This is a genomic window from Rhodovulum sp. HP10 (genome assembly GCF_047553435.1).
Taxonomy (GTDB): Bacteria; Pseudomonadota; Alphaproteobacteria; order Rhodobacterales; family Rhodobacteraceae; genus Rhodovulum.
Map to the genome: position 1 here is coordinate 1,089,582 of NZ_CP180201.1, position 14,640 is coordinate 1,104,221.

Here is a 14,640-nt window from a genome sequence, read left to right on the forward strand (position 1 = left end):
CCGATGGCCGAGGTGGTCCACACACCGCGAGTCTTTTCCGGCATCCAGCCCTCGGGCGGGCTGACGCTGGGCAATTACCTGGGCGCGCTCAAGCGCTTTGGCGAAACCCAGGACCAGGGCGACATGCCCACGATCTACTGCATCGTCGACATGCATGCGATCACCGTCTGGCAAGACCCCGAGAAACTGCGCCACGCCACGCGCGAGCTGACGGCGGGCTTCATCGCCAGCGGCATCGACCCGAAGAAATCGATCCTGTTCAACCAGTCGGCAGTGCCCGGCCATGCCCAGCTGAGCTGGATCTTCAACTGCGTCGCGCGGCTCGGCTGGATGCAGCGCATGACCCAGTTCAAGGACAAGGCGGGCAAGAATTCCGAGAACGTGTCGTTGGGGCTGTTCGCCTATCCGGCGCTGATGGCGGCCGACATCCTCGTCTATCATGCCACCCATGTGCCGGTCGGCGAGGACCAGAAGCAGCATGTCGAGCTGACCCGCGATATCGCGATCAAGTTCAACAACGACTATGGCACCGATTTCTTCCCGGTCCCCGAGCCGGTGATCGAGGGCGCCGCGACCCGGGTGATGTCCTTGCGCGACGGCACCAAGAAGATGTCGAAATCGGACCCGTCCGACATGAGCCGGATCAACCTGACCGACGATGCCGATGCCATCGCCAAGAAGATCAGGAAGGCCAAGACCGACCCCGAACCGCTGCCCGAGACCCTCGAAGGGCTGGAAGGACGGCCCGAGGCGCGCAACCTCGTCAACATCTATGCCGCCCTTTCCGGCAAGACCGCAGCCGAGGTCGTGGCCGACTATGCCGGCCAGCAATTCGGCAGCTTCAAGCCCGCGCTTGCCGATCTGGCGGTCGAGCGGCTGTCGCCGATCTCTTCCGAGATGAGCCGCCTGATGCAGGACCCGGCCGGGATCGACCGCATCCTCGCCGATGGCGCCGAACAGGCCGATGCCATCGCCGCCCCGATCGTGCGGCGCGCCCGCGAGATCGTCGGGATGATCGGCGCCTGATCTACGCATATACGCACATATCGCCTGGATTTTCCGGCGATATGTGCGGCCTCTTCGGGATGCTATCTTTCGCAACGAAAGGAGACATCCCATGACCCCTCTTCCCGCCGGAACCCGCATCGGCCATATCCACCTGAAGGTCGCCGATCTCGACCGCGCCATCGCCTTCTATTCCGGCGTTCTGGGCTTCGAGCTGACCCAGCGCTACGGGCCGGGAGCGGCCTTTTTGTCGGCAGGCGGCTATCATCACCATCTCGGTCTGAACACCTGGGAAAGCCTCGGCGCCACGCCGCCCCCGCCCGGCCATACCGGGCTTTACCACAGCGCGATCCTGTTTCCCGACCGCGCGAGCCTTGGCGCCGCGCTGGCCCGGGTGCTGGCGGCCGGCATCTCGCTGACCGGCGCGGCCGATCACGGCGTGAGCGAGGCCGTCTACCTGAACGATCCCGACGGCAACGGGGTCGAGCTTTACCGCGACCGCCCCGAGGCGGACTGGCCGCGCGATGCCGAAGGCCGGCTCCGGATGGTGAACCGCCCGCTCGATCTCGACGCGCTGCTGGCAGAGGCCGGTCGCGGAGACGATGTCGAATTCACAGAACCGAAACAGGCCTGACACAAAACGGAATCGCTTGCCGCCGAGGGTCGGGAAGCCGGGTTCCGCCAGGTCCGGTTGGCCCGGGGGCCGCCCCGCAATCCCCAAGTCGGTGCATTCGCCCGTTGCGCCCGTCCCTGCGGAATACGGATCCCGAAGCGCCCCCGGCCGTCCCGCCGGGGGCGTGTTTCCCTGCGCGGGGGCGCCGCCGACCGCACGTCGTCCCTGCGACGTGCTCCGATCTGGACGGCTCTCTGCCCCGGGTCTAGGGTGCGCCAAAATTTTCCGAAAAGAGGCGCCGTCATGGCCACAGGTACGAATATCCGAACCTATTACAACGGAACCTGGCACAGGAGCGACATTCCGGTGATGTGCGCGGCCGATCACGGCGCCTGGCTGGGCACCACCGTCTTCGACGGCGCGCGCTATTTCGAGGGCATCGCGCCCGATCTTCAGGCCCATTGCGACCGGATCAACCGCTCGGCCGAGGCGCTGATGATCACCCCCACCATCGACGGGGCGGACATGACCGAGATCGTCCGCGAGGGGCTGAAGACCTACCCCGCCGATGCCGCCGTCTATATCCGGCCGATGTATTGGGCGCTCGAGGGCGACTCGCTGGGGGTCGCGCCCAAGCCCGGCGCCACCGGCTTTGCGATCTGCCTCGAAGAGATCCCGATGGCCGCGCCGGGCAGCGCCACCACGATGACCACCACCCGCTTCCGCCGCCCGACGCTGGACTGCGCCGTCGTCAATGCCAAGGCGGGCTGCCTGTATCCCAACAACGCGCGGATGCTGGCCGAGGCGCGGGCCAAGGGCTTCGGCAATGCGCTGGTCGCGGATGCGCTGGGCAATGTCGCCGAGACCGCGACCGCGAATGTCTTCATCGTGAAGGATGGCGAATTCTTCACCCCCATCGCCAATGGCACCTTCCTGGCCGGGCTGACCCGCAAGCGGCATATCTCGAACCTGACGGCGGCGGGCTACAAGGTTCATGAGGCGGTTCTGAGCTTCGAGGATGTGCGCCGCGCCGACGAGGTGTTCCTGTCGGGCAACATGATGAAGGTGACCCCGGTCAAGGCCTTCGACGACGTGCAGTACCAGCCCGGCCCGCTGACCGCGAAGGTCCGCGAGATCTATTGGGACTGGGCGCATTCGGCCGCCTGAGTCCCGCCCAGTCGAAAGCGTGAACCGGGACGGTCGCGCCATGGGTATTTGAACCAGGAAGAAGACCGAAACGCGGGCCCGCCGGCAACCGGCCGGCCCGCAGCAGGGGGAGTTGCCAGCGCCGGGCCGGTCGGTCATGCTTAGGCGCGGTTCCCGGAGGAGGACCCGATGCGCAAATTTCTTGTGGTTCTTGACGACAGTCGCGAATGTCTGAACGCGATGCGTTTTGCCGCGCTCAGGGCCGCGAAGACCGGCGGCGGGGTGCAGATCCTGTCGGTGATCGCCCCCGAGGAGTTCAACCACTGGATCGGGGTCGGCGATCTTATGCGCGAGGAAGCGCGCGAACGGATCGAGGCGCATTACGAGGTCTTCGCGAAATGGATGCGCGACCGGCAGGGGATCGACCCCGAACTGGTAATCCGCGAAGGCGAGGCGGTGCCCGAGATCCTCGCCCAGATCCGCGAAGACCCCGAGATCGGCGTGCTGGTTCTGGGAGCGGGCACCGACAGCAAGGGGCCCGGGCCGCTGGTGACCCAGCTTGCGCGCAGCTCGGGCAGCCTGCCCGTTCCGGTCACGATCGTGCCCGGCGGGCTCTCGAAGGAGCGTCTTGAAGCGGTGTGCTAAGCGATCGCTGGCCGGGCGTTGGCAGATATGTTAGAATTGCTCTAAAGTTGACAAATCGCCCGGTCGAGCGCATATCCGAGCGCAAAGCTAAGGAATAGGCACATGTTTATCCAGACCGAATCCACACCGAACCCTGCCACCCTGAAGTTCCTGCCCGGACAGGCGGTTCTGGAGACCGGCACGGCCGATTTCCCCAGCGCCGAGGGCTCGGCGAACTCGCCGCTCGCGACACGGATCTTCGGCGTGGAGGGCGTGCGCGGGGTCTTCTTCGGCACCGATTTCGTGACCGTGACTAAGGCCGACGCGGTCGAATGGGACCATATCAAGCCCGCGATCCTCGGCGCGATCATGGAGCATTTCCAGTCCGGCCAGCCCGTGATGACGGGTGAGAATGCGGATGCGGGCCATGCCGAACATGACGGCCCCGACGAGGATATCGTGCGTCAGATCAAGGAGTTGCTTGATACGCGCGTACGCCCGGCCGTGGCCCAGGATGGCGGCGACATCACCTTCCACGGCTTCGACCGGGGGGTGGTCTATCTGCATATGCAGGGCGCCTGCGCCGGCTGCCCCTCCTCGACGCTGACGCTGAAGATGGGCATCGAGAACCTGCTGCGGCATTACATCCCCGAGGTTACCGAGGTCCGTCCCGTCGCCGACGCGATGTGATGGGCGGCAGCATCGCTCCGATCCTTGCCTTCGACACCTCCGGTCCCCATTGCTGCGCGGCCCTGCTTCGGGATGGCGAGATCGTTCTGAGCAGACATCTGGAGATGGCGCGCGGCCAGGCCGAGGCCCTGATGCCGCTTCTGGAAGCCGTTCTCGAAGACGCCGGCCTTGGCTGGAAGGATCTGGCCGGGCTTGGCGTCGGCGTCGGTCCCGGCAACTTCACCGGTATCAGGATTTCGGTGGCGGCAGCACGCGGGCTGGCGCTGGCGGCGGGTCTGCCCGCCATAGGTGTCTCGATGTTCCAGGTGCTGCGCCGCAGCGCCCCCGGCCCCGACGCGGATCTTCTGAGCCTCGAGGCGCCGCGCGGTCTGGCCTATGTCCAGCCGCTGCGGGCGGGGCGGGCCGGGCCCGCGCGGATGATCGACCCCGAAGCCCCGCCACCTCTGGCCGAGATCGGGGCCGAGGGCATCGCCCATGTCACGGGCTTTGCCGCCCGACGGCTCGGCACGGCCTTCGGCACCGGCTGGCACGAGGCGGTGCCGGTCGGGATCGCCCCGGCGATCGCCCGGGAGGCGGCCGCGCTTCTGAGCGGCGGCGAGCTTCCGCCCCGCCCCGCCCCGCTTTACGTGCGCCCCGCCGATGCAGCACCTCCCGCCGACCCGCCGCCGGCCATCCTGCCATGACGCCGGCTGCACTGGCTGCACTGCATGCCCGCTGCTTCACAACGCCGCGCCCCTGGAGCGCTGCCGAATTCGAGGCGCTCCTGGCCACGCCCGGAACCTTTCTCTGCGGCGATGCGCAGGCCGTGGCCCTTGGCCGGGTCGCCGCCGGAGAGGCCGAGTTGCTGACCATCGCCGTCGCGCCCGAATGCCGAAGAACCGGGCTGGGCCGGGCAAGGCTGGCCGAATTCGAGCAGGCAGCGCGCGCCCGCGCGGCACAGGAGGCCTTTCTCGAGGTCGCCACCGACAATGCCGCCGCCTGCGGACTGTACCGGGCGGCGGGCTTCGAGCTGGCCGGTTGTCGGCCCCACTATTACGCCACCCCCGACGGCCGACGCATCGACGCTCTGGTCATGCGCAAGGCCTTCTCGTCGCAGGGTTGAAATCCGGTTGACGCCTGCCCCGGCGCGCGGCCTTAATCGGTATGGGCAGATGGCCATCGCCTCCCAACGGCCCGCCTTGCCTTCTGGCCGACACAACAATCGGGAGACAGCACGAGATGACGAAGATGCAGCAGACCATGGCGGCCGCGGCCGCTCTGGCCTTGACGGCCGGCACCGCGCTGGCCGATCCGGCGCTGATTTACGACGTCGGTGGCAAATACGACAAGTCCTTCAACGAGGCCGCCTTCACCGGCGCCGAGCGCTGGAAGGCCGAGACCGGCGGCAGCTATCGTGAGATCGAGCTGCAATCCGAGGCCCAGCGCGAACAGGCCCTGCGCCGTTTCGCCGAGGCCGGGCTGAACCCGATCGCGATGACCGGCTTTGCCTTCAAGTCGGTGCTTGAAGAGGTCGCGCCCGACTATCCCGACACCAAATTCGAGATCATCGACGAGACCGTCGAGGCCGCCAATGTCCGCTCGATTGTCTTTTCCGAACATGAGGGCAGCTATCTGGTCGGGATGATGGCCGCGATGGCGTCTGAAACGAACACCGTGGGCTTCGTCGGCGGCATGGACATCCCTTTGATCCGCAAGTTCGCCTGCGGCTATGCCCAGGGCGCGAAGGCGGTCGATGCCGATGTGACCGTCCTGCAGAACATGACCGGCACCACCGCCGATGCCTGGGCCGACCCGGTCAAGGGCAGCGAGCTGGCCCGCGCCCAGATCGGCCAGGGCGCCGACGTGATCTTCGCGGCGGCCGGCACCACCGGGCTGGGCGTGTTGCAGGCAGCAGCCGATGAGGGGATCCTCTCGATCGGGGTCGACAGCAATCAGAACCACCTGCATCCCGGGCAGGTTCTGACCTCGATGGTCAAGCGCGTCGATCTGGCCGTCTACGAGGCTTTCAGCGCCGGGGCCGGGATGGAGACGGGCAGCTTTCGCCTTGGTCTGGCCGAAGACGCCGTGGGCTATGCCATGGACGAGAACAACAGGGACCTGGTGAGCCCGCAAATGGTCGCGGCGGTCGAGGCCGCCAAGGCCAGGATCGTCTCGGGCGAGACCGTGGTGCATGATTACATGTCCGACAACAGCTGCCCGGTGAACTGACCGCCATGGCGGGGGCGGCACTTTCCGGCGCCGATGCCACCGTCCCGGCGCTGGAATTGCGGGGCATTTCCAAGGCCTTCGGGCCGGTGCAGGCGAACCGGAACATTTCGCTCCGGGTCCGGCGCGGCTCGATCCACGGCATCATCGGCGAGAACGGCGCCGGCAAATCGACGCTGATGTCGATCCTTTACGGCTTTTACCGGGCCGATGCGGGCGAGATCCTGATCGGTGGCCAACCGGTCCGGATCACCGACAGCCAGGATGCGATCCGCGCGGGCATCGGCATGGTGTTCCAGCATTTCAAGCTGGTCGAGCCCTTCACCGTGCTCGAGAATATCATCTTGGGCCGCGAAGAGGGGGCGCTTCTGTCCCGGTCGCTGGACAAGGCCCGGCGCATCCTGCGCCGGCTTGCCGCCGATTACGGGCTGGAGGTCGACCCCGATGCCCGGATCGAGGATCTGGGCGTCGGCATGCGCCAGCGGGTCGAGATCCTGAAGGCGCTCTATCGGCAGGCCGACATCCTGATCCTCGACGAACCGACAGGCGTGCTGACGCCATCCGAGGCCGACCACCTTTTCCGGATATTGGAAAACCTCAAGTCGCAGGGGAAGACCATCCTCCTCATCACCCACAAGCTGCGCGAGATCATGGCCGCGACCGACACGGTTTCCGTCATGCGGCGCGGGGAGATGACCGCCACCCTGCAGACGGCCGAGACCAGCCCCGCCGAGCTGGCCGAACGGATGGTCGGCCGAAAGGTTCTGTTGCAAACGGACAAGTCTCCGGCCCGGCCGGGGCGCCTTGTGCTGGACATCGAAGGGCTCTCGGTGATCGATGCCGAGGGTGTGCGCCGCCTCTCGGACGTCTCGCTTCAGCTTCGCGCGGGCGAGATCCTCGGCATTGCCGGCATCGCCGGAAACGGCCAGTCGCATCTGCTGGAGGTGCTGGGCGGCATGCGGCCCGCAACCGGCCATGTCCGGATCGAGGGCAAGGAGATCGACCTGTCCGGGCCGCGCAGCGACGCTCGCGCACGGCGCGCGGCCGGCATCGCCCATGTCCCCGAGGACCGGCAACGCGAGGGGCTGATCCTGCCCTTCCACGCCTGGGAAGATTCGGTCTTCGGCTATCACACCGATCCCGCACTCCGGACCCGGCTGCGCCTGATGGACAATGCCGGCATCCGCGACCGCGCCGAAGCCCAGATGGCGCGGTTCGACATCCGCCCGCCCGATCCCGTCCTTGCCGCGCAGAACTTTTCCGGCGGCAATCAGCAGAAGCTGGTTCTGGCACGCGAGATCGAGCGCAATCCCGCTCTTCTGCTGATCGGCCAGCCGACCCGGGGTGTCGATATCGGCGCCATCGAGCTGATCCACCGCCGCATTCTCGAGCTGCGCGACGCGGGTAAGGCAGTGCTGCTGGTCAGCGTCGAGCTGGACGATATCCTGGGCCTTTCCGACCGGATCGCGGTCATCTGCGGCGGGCGGATCATGGGCGAACGGCTGGCCGCCGAGACCGACGAGACCGAACTGGGCCTGATGATGGCCGGGCTCGGCGGAGAGGCCGCCTGACATGAACACGATACCGAAATGGGCCGATCTGGTCCTGATCCCGCTGATCAGCCTCGCGATCGCGGCGCTGCTTTCGGCGCTGGTGATCCTCGGCATCGGCGAAGACCCGGTGGCCGCAGTGAAGATGATGGTCTCGGGGGCGCTCGGCTCGACCTATGGCTGGGGCTACACGCTCTACTACGCGACCAACTTCATCTTCACCGGGCTTGCGGTTGCCGTCGCCTTCCATGCCGGTCTGTTCAATATCGGCGGCGAGGGGCAGGCAACGCTGGGCGGGCTGGGCGTGGCGCTGGTCTGCCTCGCCCTGCCCTGGCCGCATTGGGCGCTGGCGCTGCCTGCGGCCGCGCTGGGCGCCGCGCTGTTCGGCGCCGCCTGGGCCGCCATACCGGCCTGGCTGCAGGCCCGGCGCGGCAGCCATATCGTCATCACCACGATCATGTTCAACTTCATCGCGGCCTCGCTGCTGAATTACCTTCTGGTCAACGTCCTGCGCCCGGCGGGCGCGATGGACCCCTCGAGCGCGCGCTTCGGCGAGGGCACCCATCTGCCGACGCTGCATGATCTAGCGGCGCCCTTGGGCATCGCCTTCTCGAAGGCCGCGCCCGCCAATATCAGCTTCCTGCTGGCGCTGGCGGCCTGCCTCGCGGTCTGGCTGCTGATCTGGCGCACCCGTCCCGGCTATGAGATCCGGGCGCTCGGCCATTCCGAACCGGCAGCGATCTATGCCGGCATCCATCCGCTGCGCACGGTGATGTGGGCGATGCTGATATCGGGCGCGTTGGCCGGGCTGATGGCGGTCAACACCGTGATGGGCGAGGCCGAGCGGCTGGTCATGAACTCGGTCGGGGGGGCGGGCTTCATCGGCATCGCGGTCGCGCTGATGGGCCGGAACCACCCTTTGGGCGTCCTGCTCGCCGCGATCCTGTTCGGTTTTCTCTATCAGGGCGGCGCCGAGCTCGCGCTGTGGACCGACATCCCGCGCGAGCTGATCGTGGTGATCCAGGCGCTGGTGATCCTGTTTACCGGCGCGCTCGACAACATGGTGCGGATGCCGCTGGAACGGCTGTTCCTCGCCCTCGGCAAAGGGCGGGCGTGATGGATCTTGCAACGCTGCTGCAGGTGCTCGATTCCACCATCCGGCTGGCCACGCCGCTCTTGCTGGCCTGCCTCGCCGGGCTGTTCTCGGAACGCTCGGGCATCTACGATATCGGGCTCGAGGGCAAGATGCTGGCCGCGGCCTTCGGCTCGGCCGCGACCGCGGCGGTGACGGGCTCGGTCTGGCTGGGGCTTCTGGCCGGGATCGGTGGGTCGATGGTCCTGGCCGGGCTTCATGGGCTCTCGGCAATCACCTTCCGGGGCAACCAGCTGATCTCGGGCGTCGCGATCAACTTCCTGGCGGCCGGTCTGACCGTGGTGCTGGCCCAGGACTGGTTCCATCAGGGCGGGCGCACGCCCTCGCTGTCGGGCGGCGCGCGGTTCGAGGCCATCGCCCTGCCCTTGGCCGAGACGCTGCGCCCGGTGCCCGTCCTGGGTCCCGTCTATGCCGAGCTGATCTCGGGCCATACGCTGCTGGTCTATGTCGCCGTGGCGCTGGTTCCGGCCAGCTGGTGGGTGCTGTACCGGACGCGCTTCGGTCTGCGGCTGCGGGCCGTGGGCGAGAACCCCGAAGCGGTCGATACCGCGGGCGTCTCGGTTCCCGCCACGCGCTATGCGGCGGTCGCGATCTGCGGCGCCCTCTGCGGGCTGGCGGGGGCCTATCTGGCGACCTCGTTGCAGGCGGGGTTTTCCAGGGACATGACCGCCGGGCGGGGCTATATCGCGCTTGCCGCGCTGATCTTCGCGAAATGGCGGCCCTGGCAGGCCCTAGGGGCGACCGTCCTGTTCGGGCTGCTGCAGGCGATGGCGCTGCGCTACCAGAATATCGAGCTTGCCGGGATCGCATTTCCGGGGCAGGTGATGGACGCGCTGCCCTATATCCTGACCGTGGTGATCCTGGCAGGCTTCGTCGGACGCGCCGTCCCTCCTCGTGCGGGCGGCGAGCCCTATGTCAAGGAGCGTAAAATCTGACCCTGCCGGGCCGCGCATCCTTGCCAGGACCGGCAAAGGCGCTTTAGGGACCGGTCATGCAGATCTACCTACCCATCGCCGAAGTATCCGTGAATGCCTTCCTGCTGCTGGGGCTTGGCGGGATGGTCGGTATCCTGTCGGGCATGTTCGGCGTGGGCGGGGGGTTCCTGCTGACGCCCTTGCTGTTCTTCATCGGCATTCCCCCGGCCGTCGCCGTCGCGACCCAGTCCGCCCAGATCGTCGCCTCGTCGATCTCGGGGGTGCTGGCGCATTTCCGGCGCAAGACGGTCGATCTGCGCATGGGAACGGTGCTTCTGGCCGGAGGCATGGCAGGCGCGGTGCTGGGGGTCTGGATCTTCAACCTGATGCGCGGCATCGGCCAGGTCGATCTGCTGGTCAAGCTGTGCTATGTGGTCTTCTTGGGCATCATCGGCGCCCTGATGTTCGTCGAGAGCCTCGCCGCCATCAACCGCACCCGCAAGGGCGTCGCGCGCAAGCGCAAGCAGCGGACCTGGTTCGACGCCCTGCCCTTCAAGATGAAGTTCCGCACCTCGGGGCTGTATCTCTCGGCGATCCCGCCGCTGATCGTGGGCGCCTTTGTCGGTGTGCTGTCGGCGATCATGGGGGTCGGCGGCGGCTTCATCATGGTGCCCGCGATGATCTACCTGCTGGGCATGCCGACCAAGGTGGTGATCGGCACCTCGCTGTTCCAGATCATCTTCGTCAGCGGCTTCACCACAATCCTGCATGCGACGACCAACCATACCGTCGATCTGGGGCTGGCGCTTCTGCTGCTGATCGGCGGCGTCGTGGGCGCGCAGATCGGCACCGGCATCGGGCTGAAGATGAAGGCCGAACAGCTTCGCATCCTGCTGGCGGTGCTGGTTCTGGCGGTCTGCGCCAAGCTTGCGCTCGACCTGCTGATCGAACCGTCCGAGCTTTACTCCATCGCGGACCGGGTGCGCTGATGCTGCGTCGCCTGCCCCTTCTGCTGCCGCTTCTGCTGCTGGCCGCCCTGCCCGCCCGCGCCGAAAGCGTGGTCGCGGGCCTCAGCCAGACCCGGGTCTCGATCACAACCAATTTCGCGGGCTCCGAGATCCTGATCTTCGGCGCGGTCAAGCGCGATGCCCCGCCCCCCGAGGCCCCGCCGCTCGAGGTGGTGGTCACCGTCGCCGGCCCCTCGACGCCCGCGACCGTGCGCAAGAAGGACCGCCGCGCCGGGATCTGGATCAACACGGAATCGGTCCGGATCTCGGCCGCGCCCAGTTTCTATGCCGTGGCCACGACCGCGCCCCTGGACCGCGCGCTGTCGCAGACCGAGGATCTGCGCCACCAGGTCTCGATCCCCCGCGCGATCCGCTCCGTGGGCGTCACCGAGGAAACCCCCGAGGCGCAGAGCTTCATCGACGCGCTGATCCGCATCCGCTCCGAGACGGGGCTGTATCAGGAACTGCCCGGCGCCGTCGAACTGGACGAACAGACCCTGTTCCGAACCTCGATCGCGCTTCCCTCGAACCTGACCGAGGGCGAATATGCCACGCGGATCTTCCTGACCCGCGGCGGCGAGGTCGTCGATGCCTATGAGACCACCATCGGCGTGCACAAGGTCGGGCTCGAGCGCTGGACCTATCTGCTGGCCCATGAGCATCCGCTGGCCTATGCGATCCTCTCGCTTGCCATCGCCATCGCCGCGGGCTGGGGCGCATCGGCGGCCTTCCGGATGATGAAAAGCTGATCAGCCGCGCCCGATATAGGGCATCGTCGTCGCCATCACCGTCATGAACTGGACATTGGCCTCGGGCGGCAGATCGGACATGTGCAGGACCGCGCGCGCGGCATGGGCGACATCCATCGTGGGCTGCACCGGCCGCCCCTCGGCCCGCGCCCGTTCGGTGAGATCCTCGACCAGCGCGGTGCGGGCATTGCCGATATCGATCTGGCCGCAGGCGATGCCGAAGGGCCGGCCGTCGAGGCTGAGCGTCTTGGTCAGCCCGCTCACCGCATGCTTGGTGGTCGTGTAGCAGACCGAGCCCTCGCGCGGGACATGGGCCGAGAGAGAGCCGTTATTGACGATCCGCCCGCCCTGCGGCGCCTGCCCCCGCATCCGGGCGAAGGCCGCGCGGGCAGCCAGGAACATGCCACCGACATTGACCGACAGCACCTGTGCCCAGTCTGCCGGGTCGATCTCGTCGATCGGACCCGACGGGCCGAAGGTGCCGGCATTGTTGAACAGCACATCCAGCCGCCCGGCCCAGGCCATGAAGGCGTCGAAGGCGGCGTCAACCGCTTGGGCATCGGTCACGTCGGCGGGCAGCGCCAGCGCCGCCTCGCGTCCTGCCGCGATCTCGTCCAGAAGATCGGCCCGGCGCGCCAGCAGCCCGACCCGCCAGCCATAGTCCAGAAACAGCTCGGCCGCGGCGCGGCCGATGCCGCTGCTGGCGCCGGTGATCAGGATCGTCCTGCCGGTCATGGGCGGGCCTCCTCGGCGGTCAGGGTCAGGGGTGCGGGGGCGGCCGTCAGATCATCGGCGCTCAGCGTCCCGGAGGGTCGCGCCAGCCGGTAGCGCGTGACCCAGAGCAGCCGCTCTTCGGCGCGGGTGATCGCGACATAGGCGAGCCGCTTCCAGAGCGGCTGGCCCGCCTCGACCCGCCCCGCCCGGGCAGCCGCGTAAAGATCGGGGGCGAAGACCTGCACCGCCGGCCATTGCGAGCCCTGCGCCTTGTGGATCGTCACCGCCGCCCCGTGCAGGAAGGCCGCGCCCATGGTGGCGGCATAGGGGATGAAGGGCTCTTCCTCCTCGGGCATCTCGATCTTGACGATCGAGGCCACCGACAGCCGCGGGTCCTCGGCGCCGATCACATGCATGATCGAAAAGCCCGGCTTGCGGCCGGGGCCGACATAGATCACCTGCGCGCCCTTGATCAGCCCGCGCGCCTCGAGATCGATCCGCTTCTTGCGGTGCTTGAGCGGCAGCTCGATCCCGTCGCAGATCAGCGGCTCGCCCGGCAGAAGCGCATCGGCCGGCGCGCCATGGGCATGGCGGAAGGCATGGATCAGCCGGATCCGTGTCGCATTGCGCCAGACCAGCACCGGCGAGCGCGCCATCAGATCGGAATCGACCCGGGGTGCCAGTTCGACCCGGCTGTCGCGGGCAGCAGCCTGTTCGACCATCCGCTCGAAGCGGTCGAAATCGACCTCGGGGTCGGCCAGCGCATGGGCCAGATCGAGGATCGGGTTATCGGTCTCCTGACGGTGGATGCGGTGCAGTTCCATCGTCTGCGGTCCGGCCAGCCGGTCGAACACCATCTTGCCCGACTGGTTGACCGGCGCCAGCTGCGCCGGATCGCCGAACAGCACGAGCGCGGGGAAAAGTTCGCGCAGATCGTCGAACTGGCGTTCGTCCAGCATCGAGGCCTCGTCGACGAAGCCGATATCGAGCGGGTCCTCGCGCCGTTTCCAGCCATTGATGAAATCACTGCCCTTGAGCCCGGCCGCAGCCAGCGCCCCGGGGACCGACGCGACCGAGGCATAGAAGGCCTGCGCCCGGTCGAGCGCGGCCTCGGTCAGCCCCTCGATCTCGGGACGTTCGCCCTCGCCGGTCAGCCACTCGGCGATCTTCTCGTATTCGGGGTCGTAGACGGGGGTGTAGATGATGCGGTGGATCGTGGTCGCCGGCACGCCGCGCTGGCGCAACACGCTGGCCGCCTTGTTGGTCGGCGCCAGCACTGCCAGGGTCCGGCGTTCCTTGCGGCGCTTGCTCTCGTAATCGCCCGAGACGATCTCGACGCCTGCCTCGACCGCAGCGCGCACCAGCTCGGCCAGCAGCAGCGTCTTGCCCGACCCGGCCTTGCCGGTGATGGCCAGAACACCGGTCTTGCCTTCGGTCCGGTTCGCGAGGCAGCCCTCATCCAGATCGACGCCGAAACCGCGCAACAAGTCCGTCACGCGGTCATGGGCTTCGGCCTGATCGTCGGAAAAGCGCAGCTCGGGCAAGGTCATGAGCGCAGCCTACAGGCCGCGCCCGGCAGGTGCCAGCGCGATCAGGCGACGGCAAGCTCGCGCGGGGCCGTGGTCGGCGCCGAGAACGAGGCCCGGAACCAGTCGAGCGAGGTCTCGCGGCCGATGCCGAGCCGGGCCAGGGTGCGCGGCCAGGCCGCCTCCTGCATCTCCCAAAGGCCAAGTCCGATCAAGTTGCGGCCGTGACCCGCCCTGCCGATCACGTCGGGTTCGACCCCCATCAGGCGATAGATCCGTTCCATCCGCAGATCGAAGACGGCAACGAAATGCCGGACCGCGAAATGGGCCATCACCTCGCCCGCGCCGAGAACCAGCCCGGCGGTCACCTCGCGTCCGGCATCGGGCGCAAGGCAGAAGCGGGTGCATTCCCAGATCAGCGGGCTTTCGATGCGGACGCCGCCGGTGACATGAAGGAAATGCTCGTTGACCATCGTCCGCCCGGTGGTCGGTAGAAACCGCATCGACCCGCCATGTTGGCCATCCGCCTGTTCCCAGATGACATAAAGCGGGTTGAGCCCGTCATACTGGTCGCGCTCTTCCCCGCTGTCATCGACCGTCACCGCCCAGCCGAGACGATCGTGGAACTGTCGCGCCCGATCCCGGAACATGGTGTCGCGCAGAAGCGGAAACTTGTGAAGGTCGACGCCGTAGATGTAACGCAGCATGATTTTTAGCCCTCTGCCGATCACTTTATCGGGTCAG

At 67.5% G+C, this 14,640-nt stretch carries 16 protein-coding genes; 13 read left to right on the forward strand and 3 right to left on the reverse strand.

From position 1 onward, the window contains the following. The first annotated feature begins 3 nt into the window (after positions 1-3). The 13 genes from trpS to ACK8CO_RS05030 all read left to right on the forward strand — a co-directional run bounded on the left by trpS (position 4) and on the right by ACK8CO_RS05030 (position 11,656). On the forward strand, positions 4-1,026 hold the full coding sequence (gene trpS / locus ACK8CO_RS04970; protein ID WP_414898364.1) for a tryptophan--tRNA ligase: 1,023 nt from the start codon (positions 4-6) through the stop codon (positions 1,024-1,026). A gap of 91 nt (positions 1,027-1,117) precedes the next feature. Then, positions 1,118-1,639 (forward strand): VOC family protein, encoded by a 522-nt coding sequence (locus ACK8CO_RS04975; RefSeq protein WP_414898365.1) that lies wholly within the window; start codon positions 1,118-1,120, stop codon positions 1,637-1,639. A 282-nt stretch (positions 1,640-1,921) separates the two neighbouring features. Next, positions 1,922-2,785 carry a branched-chain amino acid aminotransferase gene (locus ACK8CO_RS04980; RefSeq protein WP_414898366.1) on the forward strand — a complete coding sequence of 288 codons (864 nt, stop codon included), beginning with the start codon at positions 1,922-1,924 and terminating at the stop codon, positions 2,783-2,785. A gap of 168 nt (positions 2,786-2,953) precedes the next feature. Beyond that, on the forward strand, positions 2,954-3,409 hold the full coding sequence (locus tag ACK8CO_RS04985; protein ID WP_080615508.1) for a universal stress protein: 456 nt from the start codon (positions 2,954-2,956) through the stop codon (positions 3,407-3,409). Between the two features lie 102 nt (positions 3,410-3,511). Then, complete coding sequence (locus tag ACK8CO_RS04990) at positions 3,512-4,078, forward strand: NifU family protein (RefSeq protein WP_080615507.1); 567 nt, start codon at positions 3,512-3,514, stop codon at positions 4,076-4,078. Then, positions 4,078-4,761, forward strand: a complete 684-nt coding sequence (tsaB, locus tag ACK8CO_RS04995) for a tRNA (adenosine(37)-N6)-threonylcarbamoyltransferase complex dimerization subunit type 1 TsaB (RefSeq protein WP_414898367.1) — start codon at positions 4,078-4,080, stop codon at positions 4,759-4,761. The genes ACK8CO_RS04990 and tsaB overlap by 1 nt, the downstream gene beginning before the upstream one ends. Beyond that, positions 4,758-5,180: a GNAT family N-acetyltransferase gene (locus tag ACK8CO_RS05000; RefSeq protein WP_414898368.1), complete on the forward strand. Its 423-nt coding sequence runs from the start codon at positions 4,758-4,760 to the stop codon at positions 5,178-5,180. The genes tsaB and ACK8CO_RS05000 overlap by 4 nt, the downstream gene beginning before the upstream one ends. 116 nt (positions 5,181-5,296) lie before the next feature. Next, complete coding sequence (locus ACK8CO_RS05005; protein WP_080615504.1) at positions 5,297-6,286, forward strand: BMP family lipoprotein; 990 nt, start codon at positions 5,297-5,299, stop codon at positions 6,284-6,286. A 5-nt stretch (positions 6,287-6,291) separates the two neighbouring features. After that, positions 6,292-7,854 carry an ABC transporter ATP-binding protein gene (locus ACK8CO_RS05010; RefSeq protein ID WP_414898369.1) on the forward strand — a complete coding sequence of 521 codons (1,563 nt, stop codon included), beginning with the start codon at positions 6,292-6,294 and terminating at the stop codon, positions 7,852-7,854. A gap of 1 nt (position 7,855) precedes the next feature. After that, positions 7,856-8,950: an ABC transporter permease gene (locus ACK8CO_RS05015; protein ID WP_414898370.1), complete on the forward strand. Its 1,095-nt coding sequence runs from the start codon at positions 7,856-7,858 to the stop codon at positions 8,948-8,950. Continuing rightward, entirely contained in the window at positions 8,950-9,921 is a 972-nt protein-coding gene (locus tag ACK8CO_RS05020) for an ABC transporter permease (protein WP_414898371.1), read from the forward strand. Before ACK8CO_RS05015 ends, ACK8CO_RS05020 begins: the two co-directional genes overlap by 1 nt. Positions 9,922-9,977: 56 nt before the next feature. Then, positions 9,978-10,889: a sulfite exporter TauE/SafE family protein gene (locus tag ACK8CO_RS05025; protein WP_080615500.1), complete on the forward strand. Its 912-nt coding sequence runs from the start codon at positions 9,978-9,980 to the stop codon at positions 10,887-10,889. After that, positions 10,889-11,656, forward strand: coding sequence for a TIGR02186 family protein (locus ACK8CO_RS05030; protein ID WP_414898372.1), 768 nt, complete (start codon positions 10,889-10,891; stop codon positions 11,654-11,656). Before ACK8CO_RS05025 ends, ACK8CO_RS05030 begins: the two co-directional genes overlap by 1 nt. Here ACK8CO_RS05030 and ACK8CO_RS05035 read toward each other — a convergent pair whose 3' ends face one another. The 3 genes from ACK8CO_RS05035 to ACK8CO_RS05045 are packed head-to-tail and all read right to left on the reverse strand — an operon-like array spanning position 11,657 to position 14,603. Then, positions 11,657-12,391: an SDR family oxidoreductase gene (locus ACK8CO_RS05035; RefSeq protein ID WP_414898373.1), complete on the reverse strand. Its 735-nt coding sequence runs from the start codon at positions 12,389-12,391 to the stop codon at positions 11,657-11,659. Continuing rightward, on the reverse strand, positions 12,388-13,920 hold the full coding sequence (locus ACK8CO_RS05040; protein ID WP_414898374.1) for an ATP-dependent DNA helicase: 1,533 nt from the start codon (positions 13,918-13,920) through the stop codon (positions 12,388-12,390). Before ACK8CO_RS05040 ends, ACK8CO_RS05035 begins: the two co-directional genes overlap by 4 nt. 41 nt (positions 13,921-13,961) lie before the next feature. Then, the gene (locus ACK8CO_RS05045; protein WP_414898375.1) at positions 13,962-14,603 is read right to left on the reverse strand and encodes an acyl-homoserine-lactone synthase; all 642 of its coding nucleotides are present in this window, start codon (positions 14,601-14,603) and stop codon (positions 13,962-13,964) included. Positions 14,604-14,640 lie beyond the last annotated feature (37 nt).